Origin of the sequence: Oscillochloris sp. ZM17-4, from assembly GCF_019599295.1 — a bacterium.
Taxonomy (GTDB): Bacteria; Chloroflexota; Chloroflexia; order Chloroflexales; family Chloroflexaceae; genus Oscillochloris.
In genome coordinates this window covers 1-16,599 of the sequence record NZ_JAIEWN010000048.1, presented here as the reverse complement: position 1 = coordinate 16,599, position 16,599 = coordinate 1, and the positions used below count along the sequence as shown (strand labels likewise).

16 protein-coding genes are annotated in these 16,599 nt (G+C 68.1%); 7 read left to right on the top strand and 9 right to left on the bottom strand.

From position 1 onward, the window contains the following. The first annotated feature begins 39 nt into the window (after positions 1 to 39). Both K2Z83_RS23530 and K2Z83_RS23525 read left to right on the top strand, forming a co-directional pair. Positions 40 to 522 (top strand): low molecular weight protein-tyrosine-phosphatase, encoded by a 483-nt coding sequence (locus tag K2Z83_RS23530; protein WP_220597618.1) that lies wholly within the window; start codon positions 40 to 42, stop codon positions 520 to 522. Then, a complete protein-coding gene (locus tag K2Z83_RS23525; RefSeq protein ID WP_220597617.1) occupies positions 519 to 1,784 on the top strand; it encodes a methyltransferase in 1,266 nt (421 codons plus the stop codon). The genes K2Z83_RS23530 and K2Z83_RS23525 overlap by 4 nt, the downstream gene beginning before the upstream one ends. A 97-nt stretch (positions 1,785 to 1,881) precedes the next feature. Here K2Z83_RS23525 and K2Z83_RS23520 read toward each other — a convergent pair whose 3' ends face one another. Then, a complete protein-coding gene (locus tag K2Z83_RS23520) occupies positions 1,882 to 2,409 on the bottom strand; it encodes a GNAT family N-acetyltransferase (RefSeq protein WP_255604445.1) in 528 nt (175 codons plus the stop codon). On the opposite strand from K2Z83_RS23520, the gene K2Z83_RS23515 reads away from it, so the two are divergent. Beyond that, positions 2,377 to 3,894, top strand: coding sequence for an HD domain-containing protein (locus K2Z83_RS23515; RefSeq protein WP_220597616.1), 1,518 nt, complete (start codon positions 2,377 to 2,379; stop codon positions 3,892 to 3,894). The genes K2Z83_RS23520 and K2Z83_RS23515 overlap by 33 nt on opposite strands. A 37-nt stretch (positions 3,895 to 3,931) precedes the next feature. On the opposite strand, the gene K2Z83_RS23510 is transcribed toward K2Z83_RS23515, so the two are convergent. Further along, complete coding sequence (locus K2Z83_RS23510) at positions 3,932 to 4,075, bottom strand: hypothetical protein (protein ID WP_220597615.1); 144 nt, start codon at positions 4,073 to 4,075, stop codon at positions 3,932 to 3,934. A 169-nt stretch (positions 4,076 to 4,244) separates the two neighbouring features. Then, positions 4,245 to 4,628: a response regulator gene (locus K2Z83_RS23505; protein WP_220597614.1), complete on the bottom strand. Its 384-nt coding sequence runs from the start codon at positions 4,626 to 4,628 to the stop codon at positions 4,245 to 4,247. A gap of 262 nt (positions 4,629 to 4,890) precedes the next feature. On the opposite strand from K2Z83_RS23505, the gene K2Z83_RS23500 reads away from it, so the two are divergent. Then, entirely contained in the window at positions 4,891 to 5,799 is a 909-nt protein-coding gene (locus tag K2Z83_RS23500) for an AEC family transporter (protein ID WP_220597613.1), read from the top strand. 123 nt (positions 5,800 to 5,922) lie between these two features. Next, the gene (locus tag K2Z83_RS23495) at positions 5,923 to 7,143 is read left to right on the top strand and encodes a TRAP transporter substrate-binding protein (protein ID WP_220597612.1); all 1,221 of its coding nucleotides are present in this window, start codon (positions 5,923 to 5,925) and stop codon (positions 7,141 to 7,143) included. 169 nt (positions 7,144 to 7,312) lie between these two features. Here K2Z83_RS23495 and K2Z83_RS23490 read toward each other — a convergent pair whose 3' ends face one another. From K2Z83_RS23490 to K2Z83_RS23480, 3 genes are all read right to left on the bottom strand, one after another. Then, positions 7,313 to 8,647, bottom strand: coding sequence for a TRAP transporter large permease subunit (locus tag K2Z83_RS23490; protein ID WP_220597611.1), 1,335 nt, complete (start codon positions 8,645 to 8,647; stop codon positions 7,313 to 7,315). A gap of 11 nt (positions 8,648 to 8,658) precedes the next feature. Beyond that, on the bottom strand, positions 8,659 to 9,243 hold the full coding sequence (locus tag K2Z83_RS23485; protein WP_220597610.1) for a TRAP transporter small permease subunit: 585 nt from the start codon (positions 9,241 to 9,243) through the stop codon (positions 8,659 to 8,661). A gap of 386 nt (positions 9,244 to 9,629) precedes the next feature. Continuing rightward, positions 9,630 to 11,474, bottom strand: a complete 1,845-nt coding sequence (locus tag K2Z83_RS23480) for a phosphoenolpyruvate carboxykinase (GTP) (protein WP_220597609.1) — start codon at positions 11,472 to 11,474, stop codon at positions 9,630 to 9,632. A 223-nt stretch (positions 11,475 to 11,697) separates the two neighbouring features. Here K2Z83_RS23480 and secG point away from each other — a divergent pair, with 223 nt between their 5' ends. Continuing rightward, positions 11,698 to 11,925: a preprotein translocase subunit SecG gene (gene secG / locus K2Z83_RS23475; RefSeq protein WP_220597608.1), complete on the top strand. Its 228-nt coding sequence runs from the start codon at positions 11,698 to 11,700 to the stop codon at positions 11,923 to 11,925. An 84-nt stretch (positions 11,926 to 12,009) separates the two neighbouring features. Then, entirely contained in the window at positions 12,010 to 13,692 is a 1,683-nt protein-coding gene (locus K2Z83_RS23470; RefSeq protein ID WP_220597607.1) for a peptide ABC transporter substrate-binding protein, read from the top strand. Between the two features lie 86 nt (positions 13,693 to 13,778). On the opposite strand, the gene K2Z83_RS23465 is transcribed toward K2Z83_RS23470, so the two are convergent. The 3 genes from K2Z83_RS23465 to K2Z83_RS23455 form a co-directional block, all read right to left on the bottom strand. Further along, positions 13,779 to 14,618 (bottom strand): site-specific DNA-methyltransferase, encoded by an 840-nt coding sequence (locus K2Z83_RS23465; protein WP_255604444.1) that lies wholly within the window; start codon positions 14,616 to 14,618, stop codon positions 13,779 to 13,781. A gap of 54 nt (positions 14,619 to 14,672) precedes the next feature. Beyond that, positions 14,673 to 15,386 (bottom strand): FKBP-type peptidyl-prolyl cis-trans isomerase, encoded by a 714-nt coding sequence (locus tag K2Z83_RS23460; RefSeq protein WP_220597638.1) that lies wholly within the window; start codon positions 15,384 to 15,386, stop codon positions 14,673 to 14,675. A gap of 225 nt (positions 15,387 to 15,611) precedes the next feature. Next, the coding region (locus K2Z83_RS23455; RefSeq protein ID WP_370650270.1) for a glutaminyl-peptide cyclotransferase at positions 15,612 to 16,599 on the bottom strand (988 nt) is incomplete at its 5' end.

Below are 16,599 nucleotides of genomic sequence, written 5' to 3'. Positions count from 1 at the left end.
TCTGCAATCTGCAATCTGCAATGAGATGGAGCATATCTAATGACCACACTAAAACCGATCAGCGTCCTCTTCGTCTGTATGGGCAACATCTGCCGCTCGCCGATGGCCGAGGCGGTATTCCGCCACATGGTCGGCGAGGCCGGCCTCACCGAGCGCATCAGCATCGACTCGGCCGGCACCGGGGCCTGGCACGCCGGCGAGCCGCCCCACCGGGGCACCCTGGACGTATTGCGCAAGAACGGCGTCGACGCCGGGGACCAGCGCGCCCGCCAGCTCGCCGCCGATGACTTCCGGCGCTTCGACTATATCGCCGCCATGGACGACGAGAACCTCGCCGCGATGCGGCGCTTCCCGCCCGAGGCCCGCGCCCGCGTCCGCCTGCTGCTCGACTACGCCCCCGGCCTGGCCGCCCGCGAGGTGCCCGACCCCTTCTACAGCGGCGGGTTCGACGAGGTCTACGCGCTCGTCACCGCCGGCTGCCGCGGGCTGCTGGAGGCCATCCGGCGCGACCAGGGGCTGTGAGTATTGCAGATTGCAGATTGCAGATTGCAGATTGTCACAATCTGCAATCTGCAATCTGCAATCTGCAATCCACCAGGTGGTACCATAGCGCTATGACAACACCACCGCGACCCGAGCGCATCGGAACGATCACCGTCGGAGGCACCCCGATCCCCTTCGCCGCCCTGCCCGGCCTGCCCGAGCTCAGCGGCGACGAGGCGATGGCCCTCTGCGCGCGACATGTCGCCCCGGCGGCCGACGAGCGCATCCTGCTGCTGGGCTGCGGCCACGGCGCACTCGGCGTGGCCCTGGCCCGCGCCGCCCACCTCGGGCGAGTCACCCTGTGCGACCCGAGCCTGATCGCGCTGCGCGCCGCCCGCCGCACCCTGGAGCTGAGCCAGATCGCCAACGCCGAGGTCAGCGAGGCGATCAGCCTGCTGCCCGAGCGGGCCGGCCAGCTCGACCGGGTGGTGATCCTGGGGCCGCAGAGCCGCGCCCTGGCCCGGCGCTGGCTGATGGAGTCCCTGGCGCTGCTGCGCCCCGGCGGCGCGATCACCCTGGCGGGGGCCAACCGGGGCGGCGTGCAGAGCCTGATCGGCGATGCGACGGCCCTCTGTGGGGCCGCGCAGATCCTTGGCGTGGGGAAGGGCTGCCGAGTCGCCGAGCTCACTCGCCCCGAATCGCCGCCCGCCCCGCCGGACTGGGCCGCCGCGCCGGGGGTTGCGCCGGGAAGCTGGCACCGCTTTACCGCGCAGCTGCCGGCGGGCGAGCGCGAGCTGCTCAGCCTGCCGGGCGTGTTCAGCTACGAGCACCTGGACGAGGGCACCGACCTGCTGCTGCACAGCCTGCCGCTGCCGGCCGGCGCCCGCGTGCTGGACATGGGCTGCGGCTACGGGCCGATCGGGGTGGCCGCCGCCGCCGCCGGGGCCGCCGTCGTCGATATGATCGACGCGAGCCTGCTGGCCGTGGCCGCGGCCCGCGCCAACGCCGAGCGCCACGGCGTACACGGCGAGGTGCTCGCCGGCGACGGGCTCGCCGCCGTGGCCGGGCGGCAGTACGACCTGATCATCAGCAACCCGCCCTTCCACGCCGGCGGGAAGGTGGACACCGCCGCCGCCGAGGCGCTGATCGCCGGGGGCCGCGCGCTGCTGGCGCCCGGCGGGCGGCTGGCCCTAGTGGCCAACCGCTTCCTCTCCTACCAGAAGGCCATGGCCCGACATTTTCCCCGCGTCGAGCGGGTCGCCGAGAGCAAGGCGTACCACGTCTTTGTGGGGCACGTGTGATCGGCGGCGCCCGTAGGGCCGAAGCATGTGGGCGGTGCGCTCCGCGCACCGCCCACATGCTTCGGCCCTACCTCAGCGGGCCACATCGTCGGCGCGGTCACATTACGGGCGCGGCGACATCCCGCCAGAACACATAGTGCGGCCCGGTGCCGGGGGTGTCGAACTCATCGCCGTAGGGCGCGAAGCCCTGGGCGGTGTAGAATGTCATGGCGGATGTGCGCCCGTTGCACCAGAGCACCTCGCCGCCGTGGCCGCGGATGTGCGCGACGCAGGCGGCGATCAGGGCGGCCCCGTAGCCCCGGCGCTGGAAGGTCGGCAGGGCGGCCATCCCGCGCAGGCGCCACCCGGCCCGCCCCGGCGCGGCCGCGCAGCTCTCGGGGGATACCGTGGCGATGCCCACCAGCTGCCCCGCAGAGAAGGCCCCGGCGTGAAAGGCCAGCGGGTGATCGTCCCCGGCGTACACCAGCTCCTCCGGGCGCTGGTGCGGCCGCAGCACCTGGTGGCGCAGCGGGCGGGTCTCGGCGGCGCTGATCGGGCGGATGTCGTGAGGCATAGATCTCCTGAATGTTGAATGTTGAATGTTGAATAGGATATGACAACTTCCGACCTTGATCAAACGCTGCATGAGCTGGCCGCCTTCTTCGCCGGGCGCGGCGTGAGCGCCTGGCTGGTCGGCGGCGCCGCCCGCGATATGGCCCGCGGCGTTGCGCCCGCCGACATCGACCTGGCCGTGGATGGCGATGGCATCGGCCTGTCGCGCGACCTGGCCGAGCATCTGGGCGGCACCTTCGTCCCGCTGGATGGTGAGAACAGCACCGGGCGCGTGGTGCTCCCGGCCCGCGTCAGCGCCCCGGCCCTGGTGATCGACGTGGCCCGCCTGCGCGCCCCGAGCATCGAGGGCGACCTGCGCCTGCGCGACTTCACCGTCAACGCGATAGCAATCCCTCTGGCAGAACCCTGGCCTGACTCCCGCCTCCTGCCTCCTGCCTCCTGGATCGACCCCACCGGCGGCCTGGCCGACCTGCGGGCCGGCGTGCTGCGGGCCGGCGGGCCGGCGAGCATGGCCGACGACCCGCTGCGCATCCTGCGGGCGGCCCGCATGGGCGCGGCCCTGGGGCTGCGGGCGACCCCCGAGCTGGCCGGGCAGATCCGTGCCGCCGCGCCGGGCCTCGCGCGGGTGTCCGCCGAGCGCGTGCGCGACGAGCTGCTCAAGCTGCTCGACTGCCCATCCAGCGCGCCCTGGCTGCGCTACCTCGATGCCTGTGGCGCGCTGACGACCGTGCTGCCCGAGCTTGAGCCGGCCAGGGACTGCGCGCAGCCGAGGGTCCACTTCCTGCCGGTGCTCGCCCACATGCTGGAGACGGTGGCGAGCCTGGAGTGGGTGCTGCGCGGCCTCGGCGGCGTCTGGGCGGCAGATGAGAGGCCTGAGGCGCTGCCGGCGGCGGTGCGGGCGCACCCCGGCCTGCCGCGCGGGCTGCCCTACGCCGAGCGCTACGCCGCCCTGATGGGCGAGGCACGCGGCGGCGGGCGGCGCAGGGCGGCCCTGCTCAAGCTGGCGACGCTGATCCACGACAACGCCAAGCCGCAGACCAAGCAGACCCACCCCGACGGCAAGATCAGCTTCTACAACCACCAGGAGATCGGCTCCGATGTGGCGGCGGAGCTATGCCGGCGGCTGCGCCTGAGCCGCCGTGACGCCAGCTATGTCGCCATGGTGGTGCGCGAGCATATGCGGCCGGGCCAGCTGCGGGCCGGCGAGGTGATCACCAGGCGGGCGGTGGCGCGCCTCTTCCGCGACCTGGGCGACGCCGGGCCGGACGTGCTGCTGCACGAGCTGGCCGACCACATGGCCGTCCGCGGCCCGCAGCTGCGGCCGGATCACTGGGCGGAGCACCTGCGCTGGGTCGGGGAGATGCTCGACACATGCTGGGGGCAGCCGGAGGAGCGGCGCGCGCCGCTGCTGCGGGGCACTGACCTGATCGATACGCTGGGGCTGACGCCCGGCCCGCAGGTCGGGGCGATGCTGCGGGCCATCGCCGAGGCCCAGGCCGCCGGCGAGATCGCCAGCCGCGATGAGGCGCTGGCGCTGGCGCGCGGGATGCTGGAGTAGGGGCGCAGGATGGCGTGCGGCGCGCCATCCTGCGCCCCTACTTCGGCGCGCGGATCTCGTCGGTGCGCTGACGCTCCTCGGCGGGCGCGCGATCATCGCTGAGCAGGGGCAGCAGTACGAGGGTTAGGACAATCATGACTCCAAGCAGGACGCTTGGGAAGAGGTTGATCAGATCTGACATAGGCCACCTATAGCGTATTTCACGTAGGGTACGAAGCAGGTGCATCCTACGCGACGCAGCTAGAGGAGGGAATGAGATCGACCTGAGAGCGCTGTGACGGCGGGGTGTGGTGGGGGTGAAGAAGAAAGGCCTCGCCGCCCGGCGAGCACCGGGCGGTTCAGGGGAAGGTCTACTTCAAGACATCGCGCACGATCTGCTCGAGCCGATCCAGGGGGAAGGGCTTCGGCAGGTAGTAGTCGACGCGCTGCTCACGGGCGCGCTTCTCAAGCTCAGGGGTAGCGTAGGCCGTGATCATGACCACCTTGGTGTCCGGCGACGTCTCTTTGATCGCGGCGGCCAGCTGTAGGCCATTCATGCCCGGCATATTATAGTCGGTGATGACGAGGGGGACGGGGCGCAGCGCGATCTGGGCGAGCGCCTCAGCACCGCCGTTCACCGTGACAATATCGTAGCCACCCGTCAGATCGCGCATAAGGCGATGCAGGATTATGAGGATGTCCGGCTCATCTTCCACAAGGACAATGGCCGGGTTACGTCCAGAAACATCGGGCATAGGATTGCTCCTCGATCCCCTTTAGCTCAGAGCGAACAGCGGTGTCGCGGCACATCGACGAAACACTGTAGTCACACAAACGCCCGATCCTACTACATCTTGCAAATGTGTAGGCAGAGCATTTCATACAGGCCATCAGAACACTCGTGGCGGCAATTGTAACATACAGCGTGGGGACGGGCAAGGGGCAGGGTGGCAAAGAACGTCCCCAATATCGAGTATGATAGCGCCATCGTGCCATCTGGCACCCGAAGGAGCGCACATGTCACAGCTGTTAGGCATCTTTCTCGACGTTCTCGCCCCAGTCTTTCTGCTGGTGCTGCTCGGATACCTCGCCGGCCCAAGGCTACAGCTCGAGGCGCGCACGCTCTCACGGTTCGCCTACTTTATCCTCACCCCGGCCTTCGTATTCAACATCCTGAGCCGAACACGGATCGAGGCCGGCCTCGCCGGGCGGATGATCGCGTTTATCACCGTGGTCTACCTCGGGTCGGTGCTGGTGGCCTTTGTGGTCGCCCGGCTGCTGCGGCGCTCGACGGAGATGACGGCGGCCTATGTGATGATCGCGTCCTTCGGGAATGTGGGCAACTTCGGGCTGCCGATCATCCAGTTCGCCGAGGGCGAGGCGGCGCTTGGGGCGGCCACGGTCTACTTCCTGGCGAACCTGGTGCTGGCCTTCGTGATCTGCGTGTCGGCGGCCAATGTCAGCCGCGGGTTCAACCTCAAGATGGCCGGGCAGGTCTTCCGCACCCCGGCGCTGATCGCTCTGGTGCCGGCGATCCTGCTGAACTGGGCGAACATCCAGCTGCCGCCGGTGATGAGCCGGCCGGTGGAGCTGCTCTCGGGCGCGCTCATCCCGACCATGCTCGTCGTCCTCGGCGCCCAGCTGGCCGCCGCCGGGCTGCCGAAGATCAGCACCGATCTGCTGGTGTCCAGCGCGATCCGCCTGGTCAGCGGGCCGGTGCTGGCCTTCGCCTTGGTGGGCTGGTTCGCCCTGCCCAAGCTGGAGGCCGGCGTGGGGATCCTCCAGGCCAGCATGCCGGCGGCAGTGCTGGTGAGCATCATCGCCCTGGAGAACGACCTGCTGCCAGAGTTCGTCACCACGACGGTGCTCTTCAGCAACCTGGCCAGCGTTGTGAGTCTGGCGGTCGTGCTGCTGCTGATCATGTGAGCGGCGAGCGGCGCGCATGTCATTGTAGCGCCATCTACGCGCAGCCCGCTGCTTGCGGATTAAAATTGCATAAGCTATAATACGTATACGGATATTCACACCTCAGATTCCCAGGAGCAGAGCATGAAACGACGGGAGTTTCTTCGCGGCGCCGCAGCCGGCGTCATGGGTGGGCTAGGGATGACCCTGGCCGCGTGTTCGAGCGCGCCCGCGGCCGCACCGACAGCCGCCCCGGCGGCGGCCGAGCCCACGGCGGCCGGCGCGGCGGCCGAGCCCACGGCGGCCCAGGCAGCAGCCGAGCCCACGGCGGCCCAGGCCCAGGCCCCGGCCCAGAGCTCATCGCTGCCGGCGGTCGAGTGGCGCATGGGCACCAGCTGGCCGGTCTCGCTGGACACGATCTACGGCGGTGCCACGGTGCTGGCCGAGCGGGTCTCCGAGCTGAGCGGCGGCATGTTCAAGATCACCCCCTTCCCGGCCGGCGAGCTCTTCCCCGGACTCGAGGTGGTGCAGAACGTGTCGCAGGGCACCGTCGAGGCCGGCCACACCGCGCTCTACTACTACATCGGCCTGGACACGGCCTTCGCCATCGGCACCTCGCTGCCCTTCGGCCTGACGGCCCAGCAGCAGAACGCCTGGCTGTACCACGGCGGCGGCAACGAGTCGCTGGCCAAGCTGGGCGATCAGTTCAGCTCGGTGCTCTTCCCGGCCGGCAACACCGGCACCCAGATGGGCGGCTGGTTCCGCAAGGAGATCAACACCGTCGCCGACCTGAACGGCCTGAAGATGCGCATCCCCGGCCTGGGCGGCCAGGTGATGTCGAAGCTCGGCGTGACGGTGCAGGTGATCGCCGGCGGCGACATCTTCCAGTCGCTTCAGACCGGCGCGATCGACGCCGCCGAGTGGGTCGGCCCCTACGACGATGAGAAGCTCGGCCTGCCCGACGCGGCCCAGTTCTACTACTCCCCGGGCTGGTGGGAGCCGGGCCCCACGCTCCACGCCATCGCCGGCGCCGACGCCTTCAACGCCCTGCCCGTGGAGTACCAGAACTACTTCAAGGTGGCGTCCTGGGAGTCGAACATGAACATGCTCGCCAAGTACGACGCCCTGAACAACGATGCGCTGGAGCGGATCATCGCCAAGGGCATCCAGCTGAAGGTCTACAGCGACGAGATCATGGTCGCCGCGCAGAAGGCGGCCTTCGATCTCTACGCCGAGAACTCGGCCTCCAACCCGCTGTTCAAGGAGATCTTTGACCCCTGGAACGCCTTCCGCCAGAAGATCCAGAAGTGGCACCAGACGAACGAGCTGCCCTTCAACACCTTCATCCAGAACAACCCGATCTAGGGGATAGGGACGAGGGGACAGGGCACAGGGGCGGTCAGACAAAGGCACAACGTGGGGGCGGTGGTATTACCACCGCCCCCACGTTGTGCCTTTGTCTTTGTCTTTGTGCCAGGCGCACTAGCCGCCTATGTCCCTCCGTGTCCCCTGTCCCCTGTCCCCTGTCCCCCAGCTACGTCCCGAAGGCCATGTTTGGCAGGAAGCTCACCAGGGCCGGGAAGAGGATGATCAGGATCAGCAGCGAGATCTGGATAGCGATGAAGGGCAGCACGCCGCGGTAGATATGGGCGGTCGTGATGCCGGGAGGGGCGACGCCGCGCAGGTAGAAGAGGGCGAAGCCAAAGGGCGGGGTGAGGAAGGACGTCTGCAGGTTCGCGCCCAGGATGACGCCGTACCAGAGCAGGTCGATGCCAAGCGTCTGGGCCACCGGCACGAAGAGCGGGATGACGATGAAGCAGATCTCGAAGAAGTCGATGAAGAAGCCCAGGAAGAAGACGATCAGCATGCTAACGACCATGAAGCCCCAGTAGCCACCGGGCAGGTTCGCCATCAAGTCGAAGACGAACTTATCGCCGCTGAGCGCGCGGAAGACCAGCGAGAAGGAGGTCGAGCCGATCAGGATGAAGATCACCATGGTGGTGACGCGCATCGTGGCGTCCGAGACGTCGCGGAAGGTCTTGAAGCTGAGCCGGCGGTTGGCCAGGGCCAGCAGGGTGGCGCCGAGGGCGCCGACGGCGCCGGCCTCGGTGGCGGTGGCGATGCCGAAGAAGATGCTGCCGAGCACGGCGAGGATGAGGAAGAGCGGCGGCACCATCACCTTCAGCACGCGCAGGGCCAGGGGCCAGCCGTGCAGCGTGCGGGCCGAGAGCGGCAGGGCCGGGGCGACGTTGGGCTTGATCAGCGCGATCACATAGCAGTAGACGGCCAGCGAGACCGAGAGCAGCAGGCCGGGGATGAGCGAGCCGAGGAAGAGCCGGCCCACCGAGACGCCGATCTGGTCGCCGAGCACGACGAGCACGATGCTGGGCGGGATGATCTGGCCGAGGGTGCCGGCCGCGCAGATCACGCCGCAGGCCAGCTCCTTGCTATAGTTGTAGCGCAGCATGATCGGCAGCGAGATCATGCCCATGGCCACCACGGTTGCGGCGACGACGCCGGTGGTGGCGGCGAGCAGGGCGCCCACGATCACCACGGCGATCGCCAGGCCGCCGCGCAGCGGCCCGAAGAGCACGCCCATGGTCTCAAGCAAGTCTTCGGCGAGGCCAGACTTCTCAAGCATCGAGCCGAGGAAGACAAAGTAGGGGATGGCCAGCAGGGTGAAGTTTGCGGCGATGCCGAAGACGCGCGAGGGCATGGCCCGGATCAGGATGGGGTCGAAGATACCCAGCGACACCCCGATGATCCCGAAGATGATCCCCACAGCGGCGAGCGAGAAGGCGACGGGGTAGCCAAGGCTGAGAATCACCAGGGCGCCCAGGAACATCGTCGGTCCGAGCCACTCGTACATGCAGTCCTCCGTTACAGTGCAGCCTCGTGCGCTTCAGCGAGGGCGGACGGGTCGATGTCGCCGGTGAGGATCGCCAGATTCTTGATCGCCTCAGAGATGCCCTGGATGATCAGCAGGACGGGGCTGATCAGCAGGAAGGTCTTCAGCGGGGCGCGCGGCAGGCCGCCCGGGTCGGGCGACATCTCCCAGGGGATCTGCCTGCCGTTCGGTAGGAAGCCCCAGGACTGGCGCACGGTCGGGTAGGCGAAGTAGATAAACAGGAGGCAGAAGGGGATCAGAAAGAGCAGCGTGCCGAGAAAGTCGATCAGCGCCCTGCGCCGGGGCGGCCAGCCGCCGTAGAGCACATCGACGCGCACATGCTCGCCGTGCTTCAGGGCGTAGGCGGAGCCCAGGAAGAAGATCACGGCGAAGATATACCACTGGGCCTCGATGAAGACGTTTGAGCCGAGCGACTGCCCGATAGCGCGGCCGATATAGCGGTTGAAGACGTTCCAGACCCCGACGCCGAGCACGAGCGGGACGAGCCAGTAGGTGATCCGGCCGGTCAGTTCCGTGAAGGCGTCGATGCCCTTCGACAGTCGCAGCAATCCTTGCACGCGGCTACCTTCCTTTCTCAGGGGACAGGGAACAGGGGACAGGGAACGGCGAGCACATGCCGAACCATACAGCCGAGGGGGCTGGTCAGGCATCTGAAGTATACGGGGGCAAGATTCGCGTGGGGGTATGATACCTGTTTTAACGTACCCTGTCAAAGCTAGCGGGCGGCCCGGGCGAGGCGCAGCATTTCGGCCACCGAGTCGCCCGGCGACTGAAGTCGCGGGCTGTCATACAGCGACGCCCGCCTACGCGGGCTATCCAAGCCCGCGTAGGCGGGCTTCCCAGACCGTAGCCGGGGACTTCAGTCCCACGGTGGGCCCGGGCGTCCCACGCACAAAAGGTGCGACGGCGGCCATGCCGCCGTCGCACCTTTTGTGCGTGGGATCTACTCGTGGTTAGAGCCCCAGCCCTCCGGGGTGCGCCAGAGGCTTGAGAGGATCAGGTCGCGCACGTTGATCAACTCCTTGGGGAGCCGGTCGTAGAGCTTGATGAACAGCTCCTCGTGGAGCAGCACCTCCTGCTGCCACTCCTTAATGTCGATGCTCATGATCTTATTGAACTGCTCCTTGGAGAAGCTCGTCCCGCGCCAGTCGAGGTGCTCGTAGTTGGGGATCCAGCCGATCGGGCTCTCGACGCTGAAGGCCTCGCCGTGGGAGCGCTGCACGATCCACTTGAGCACGCGCATATTGTCGCCGAAGCCGGGCCAGGCGAACTTGCCGTTCTCATCCTTGCGGAACCAGTTCACGCCGAAGATGCGCGGCGGATTGTAGATGGTGCGGCCGAACTGCAGCCAGTGGTTGAAGTAGTCGGCCATGTGGTAGCCGGCGAAGGGCAGCATCGCGAAGGGGTCGCGGCGCACCACGCCCTGCTGGCCGAAGGCGGCGGCGGTCGTCTCGGAGCCCATGGTGGCCGCCAGATAGACGCCGTAGGTCCAGTTGAAGGCCTGGTAGACCAGCGGCACGGTGCCGCTGCGCCGCCCGCCGAAGATGAAGGCGTTGATCGGCACGCCCCTGGCATCGTCCCAGGCCGGATCGATCACCGGGTTGTTGTGGGAGGGGGCGGTGAAGCGCGCGTTCGGGTGGGCGGCCGGCGTGCCCGTCTCGGGCGTCCAGTCCTTGCCCTTCCAGTCGATCAGGTGGGCCGGCTTCTCCTTGGTCATGCCCTCCCACCAGACATCGCCGTCGTCGGTGAGGCCGACGTTGGTGAAGATCGTGTCCTTGGCGCAGCTCTCCATGGCGCTGGGGTTGGTGTCATAGGAGGTGCCGGGCGCGACGCCGAAGTAGCCGGCCTCAGGGTTGATCGCGTAGAGCTTGCCGTCGGAGCCGGGCTTGATCCAGGCGATGTCGTCGCCGACGGTGGTGACCTCCCAGCCCTCCTCGACAAACTCCTTGGGCGGGACGAGCATGGCGAAGTTCGTCTTGCCGCAGGCCGAGGGGAAGGCGGCGGCGACGTAGGTCTTGCGGCCGCTCGGCTCCTTGACGCCCAGGATGAGCATGTGCTCGGCCAGCCAGCCCTCCTGGCGGGCCATCACCGAGGCGATGCGCAGCGCGAAGCACTTCTTGCCGAGCAGGGCGTTGCCGCCGTAGCCCGAGCCGTAGGACCAGATCGCGCGCTCCTCGGGGAAGTGGACGATATACTTGGTGGTCGGGTTGCAGGGCCAGGGCACATCCTCTTGCCCCGGCTCCAGCGGCGCGCCGACCGAGTGCATGCAGGGGATGAACTCGCCATCCACGCCGAGCACGTCGTAGACCGCGCGGCCCATGCGGGTCATCAGCTTCATGTTGACCACCACATAGGGCGAGTCGGTCAGCTCGATGCCGATATGGGCGATCGGCGAGCCGAGCGGCCCCATGCTGAAGGGGATGACGTACATCGTACGGCCCTTCATGCAGCCCGTGAAGAGCGGGTTGAGGGTCTCCTTCATCTCCTTGGGGGCCATCCAGTTGTTGGTGGGGCCGGCGTCGGCCTTCGCCACGCTACAGATGAAGGTGCGATCCTCGACGCGGGCGACATCGCTGGGGTCCGAGCGGACGAGAAAGCTATTCGGGCGCTTCTCGGGGTTGAGCCGGATGAAAGTGCCGCTCTCGACCGCCTGCTCGCAGAGGGTGCTGTACTCCTCGTCTGACCCGTCACAGAAATGCACAGCGTCGGGCTGACAAAGGGCGACCATGTCCTTGATCCACTCCTCGAGGCGGGGGTGTTTCATGTAGGCCGGGAACTGGAACTGCATTGCGCTCCTCCTATAGCTTCATACAAAAGGTGGATTCCGCGCGGCGTTATTGTGGCAGCAGTGGCACGGGCATCATCATAACATACCCTCGCCGGCTCATTGCTCCTGGAGAGGTGCGGGTGTATAACGATTGTGAAGATTATCGCAACAAAAGAGCGGCGCGCAGAGGTATGGTATACTGTCGAAACGGTACGCGAATCGGACACCCTGAAGGAGCACATCAGTGGAGCTGGCCCTCTATATTGCGATGCTTATCATCTGCGCAGTGCTGATCATCCTCGTGGTGATCCAGGCCCGCACCGCCGGCATGACGAACAGCGACTCAAGCTCGATCTACCGCACGCGCCGCGGCCTCGAGAAGACCATGCACCAGGCGACGATCGCGCTCGCGGTGGCCTTCCTTCTGCTGGCGCTGATCACGAGCCTGCCGATCTTCGGCTCCGCCGGCTAGATTATATTTTAGATTGCAGATTGCAGATTGCAGATTGGGATATGTCCCAATCTGCAATCTGCAATCTGCAATCTGCAATCCCTCATGGCTCGACGAATCCGCTGGCAGATCGTCATCGCGGCCCTGAGCATCCTGCTCGTCTCGGGCCTACTCGGTCGGCTGGCCCTGCGCAACGCCTCGGTGGCCAACCCGCTGTCCGGCGGGAGCTACCGCGAGGCGGTGCTCGGCGCGCCCGCCCAGCCGATCCCGCTGCTGAACGACCCGCTCGCCGACCCGGTCGGGCGCGATATGGGCGCGCTCCTGTTCGACGGCCTGATGCGGATCGGGGCCGACGGGCTGCCCGAGCCGGGGCTGGCCGAGTCGTACGAGATCGACCAGAGCGGCCTCGTCTACACCTTCCGGCTGCGCCGCGATGTCACCTGGCACGATGGCGCGCCGCTCGGCGCCGACGATGTCATCTTCACGCTGCGTGCGCTGCAGTCCGCCACACAGCCGGGCGACCCGGCCGCCGCACGGGCGTGGCAGGACGTGCTGGTCGACCGGATCGACGACTACACGGTGCGCTGCACCCTTCCCGCCCCCCAGGCATCCTTCCTGAGCCTCGCCCGCGCGCCGATCCTGCCGGCACACCTGCTCGCGGGCACGCCCCCCGAGCAGTGGGCCGACACGGGCTACGGCAGCACGCTGGTGGGCACCGGGCCATTCTCGCTGACGGAGCTGCGCGAGGACGGGGCCACGCTCACGGCCAACCCGCGCTACTTCGGCGGCCGGCCCTACCTCGACACGGTGGAGCTGCGCTTCATCGCCACGCATGAGGCGGCCCTGTCGGCCCTCACCCGCGGCGATGTGCTGGCCTACGGCGAGCGGGCGAGCCTCGACGGGGGCGCGGCCCAGAGCCTAGCGACGATCTCCCTCGCCGGCCGGCTGCGCCGCAGCTCTGTCCCCCTGGATGAGTACGCGGCGCTCAGCTTTAACCTGCGCAGCGCGCCGCTGGACGACCAGCCGCTCCGCCAGGCCCTGGCCCACGGCCTGAGCAAGGACGCGCTGATCGAGCGCGCCCTGGGCGGCCTGGCCGCGCCCATCGACACCCCGATCCTGCCGGGGTCATGGGCGGCGAGCCCCGACGCCCGCTGGTATAGCGCCGACCCGGCCACCGCCGAGCGGCTGCTGGGTGAGCTCGGCTACGACCGCGGGGTCGACGGGGTGCGCCAGCGCGACGGGCGGCGGCTCAGCCTCGACCTGATCGTCGATGGCGAGCCGCGCCGCCGCGCCGCCGCCGATGAGATCGCCCGCCAGTGGGGAGACATCGGAGTCGAGGTGAAGGTGGAGGAGCTGCCCGCCGCCGATCTGCTCCAGCGGCTGCGCGACCACGACTTCACCCTGGCTATCCACAGCTGGGCGCGCATCGGCCCCGACCCCGACCCCTACGCGCTCTGGCACTCGTCGCAGGCCCTGAACTACGCCGGGCTCGCCGACCCCGAGATCGACAGCCTGCTGGAGGGCGCCCGCGCCGAGGGCGAGATCGGCGCCCGCAGCAGCGACTATACGGCCTTCCAGCAGCGCTGGATCGACCTCGCGCCGAGCATCACGCTCTACCAGCCGCTCTATGTCTTCGCCACCGAGCAGAGCCTGGGCGGGGTGGGCATGGCTGAGCAGGAGATCGCCACCAGCCAGCTGCTCTTCGGCGCCGAGGACCGCTACCGCACGATCACCCGCTGGTTTATTAACAGCTACCGGGAGATCCAGGGCGACCTGCGCTCGCCCTGAGGTAGGGCCAAAGCATTCGCCCGTAATTCATGGCAACTAGGCCATAACTCATGGGCGAATGCTTTGGCCCTACAATGTACCCGCCATTACCCCCCGCGGATCTGCTCGCGCAGGTCGTCGATCACCCGCAGGTCCCCGGACGGATCCTCGAAGTACCAGTGGTCCCATCCGTTGCATGAGGGCGCGCGCATCAGGGCCGCGCCGATGCGGTGGATGGAGCCGCGCGCGCCGTCGGGCAGGCGCAGGGAGCCGTCGGCCAGCACGGTGGCGGATATATCGCGCTTGCGGTTGAAGAAGAGGGGCTGGCCGGGCAGCAGGACGCCGGCCTCAAGCAGGGCGGCGAAGGGCAGGCGCGGCGCGCTGCGGCGGCCGGCGATCTTGCCGAGGGCCGCCTCGTCGAGCACCTCGGCGGGGCGCACGGCGTCGATGCGGGCGCGGGCCGCCGCGACATAGCGCTCCTCACGCTCGATCCCGATAAAGTGTCGGCCCAGGCGCTTCGCCACCGCGCCGGTGGTTCCCGTGCCGAAGAAGGGGTCGAGCACCACATCGCCGGGGTTCGTGCTCGACAGGAGCACCCGGTAGAGCAGGGACTCGGGCTTCTGGGTGCTGTGCAGCTTCTCGCCGTTGAGCGTCACGCGCTCGATGCCGGTGCAGATCGCCAGATCCCAGTCGCTGCGCATCTGCTTGTCGTCATTCAGCGCCTTCATGGCCGCGTAGTTGAAGGCGTACTTCTTCTGGTCGCGGCTCTTCTTGCACCAGAGCAGGGTCTCGTGGGCGTTGGTGAAGCGCATCCCGCGAAAGTTTGGCATCGGGTTGGTCTTCACCCAGACAATGAGCCAACTGTTACCCTGACTCGGCCCTTCTGAAACCTTGTCTAACAAAAACTGATGGTGCTGCGGCGCGGCTAGGCCGCGCCGCAGCACCATCAGTGCGCCATGTGCCTGTAGGGCACACCCACTACAGACTCGGGATCGTTGGCCCTACTGCACGTCCACCAGCTCCACCTCGAAGATCAGCGTCGCGTTGGGCGGGATGACGCCGCCGGCGCCGTTCGCGCCGTAGCCGAGGGACGATGGGACGACCAGCTGGCGCCTGCCGCCGACCCGCATCCCGGCCACGCCCTCGTCCCAGCCCTTGATCACCCGCCCGGCGCCCACCTGGAAGGGGAAGGTGTCGCCGCGGTTCAGCGAGCTGTCGAACATCGTGCCGTCGGTGAGCCAGCCGGTGTAGTGGACGACCGCCGTCTTGCCGGCGGTTGCCTCGGCGCCGCTGCCCACCTCAAAGTCGTAGTACTTCAGGCCGCTGGGTGTGGTGGTGTACTGGGAGTCATCCACCTGCGCCGGGGCCTCGGGCGGGCCGGCCTGGATGTCCACCAGCTCCACCTCGAAGGTGAGGGTGGCGTTGGGCGGGATGACGCCGCCGGCGCCCTGGGCGCCGTAGCCCAGGTTCGGCGGGATGATCAGCTTCGCCTTGCCGCCCTTTCGCATCAGGCCGATCCCCTCGTCCCAGCCGGGGATGACCATGCCCCGCCCGAGGGCGAACTGGATGGGCTGGCCCCGCTCGTAGGAGCTGTCGAAGACCTTGCCGTCGGCCAGCGTGCCCCGGTAGTGGACGGATACGACATCCCCGGTCTTCGGGGCGTCGCCGGCTCCGGGCGCGATCTCGATGTAGGTCAGTCCGCTGGCGGTGGTCACTGCGTTCTCCTCGCCGCCGGCGTCGCCGGCGCTGGTTGGGGCCGGGGCGACTGTCGCCCCGGCTGTCGGGATAGATGTAGATGCGTCGGCCGGTGCCGCCGTGGGCACGCTGGCGACCGGCGCCGGGCCGCACGCCGCCAGGGCGCCCGCCAGGGCCAGTCCGATCAGTCCGGATCGCATGTGCGTGAGGGCCATAGATCTCCTTGGAGCCTTCCTGGAAGCGCGCTATCCTCTGACCACTATCGGCAGGTTGGTGTGAAACGAGATGGGCGGCTGCAGCGTGATCTCAAAGATGGCCGGCCAGTACTTGCCGGTGACGAACAGCCGGTCGCCCGCCGCGTCGTAGGCGATCCCGTTGAGCACATCGGCGGCGGCGTCCTCGGCCGGACTGAGCAGGCCGGTCAGGTCGAGCTGGCCGATCACCGCGCCGCTCGCCGGGTCGATCTGCACGATCCGATCCGTCAGCCAGACGTTGGCGAAGACCGTGCCGTTGATATACTCCAGCTCGTTGAGGTTGCGGACCGGGACCCCCTGCGCATCTGTCACCTGCACCTGGCGCGTGATCGTCAGCTGGCCGCTCTGGATGGTGGCCGCCGGGTCGATGAAGGAGAGCGTGCTCGTGCCATCGCTCATGATCAGCTGGCTGCCGTCGTAGGTCATGCCCCAGCCCTCCTTTGGGTCGCAGGTTCCATTGGAGGCGGGAAAGGCGAACTGTCCGGTCTGCTCGAAGGTCTTACGGTTAAAGAGCAGGCCGAGGCAGTTCCGCCAGGTGAGCATGAAGATCGTGTCGCCCACCGGCGAGATGCCCTCGCCGTAGAGGGTCGGGTCGACCGGGTCGCCCAGGGGGGTGCTGTCCAGCACCTCGCCCGTGGAGAGCCGCACCTTGCGCAGCGAGGATTTGGCGTACTCGCCGGTGCTCTCGTAGAGCGTGTCGTCGCCCACATAGACCAGGCCCTCCGTCCAGGCCTGCGTGTCGTGGGGGTAGCGGCGCACCACCTGGTAGCTGTAGCTGGGCGTCGTGGGCTGGGCGAGCGCGGCGGCGGGCGTCGAGGTCGGCGGCGCGGCGGTGGGTGGCGCCACCAGCGGCGTGGGCAGCCTCGGGGCGGCCTCGCTGATCGATGCCGCGGACGAGGGCGCGCCCCCGCACCCGTAGGCCAGCAGCGCGGCCGCCGCCAGACCCGCGGCCCGCGCGAGCAGATTGATTCGTCTCCGC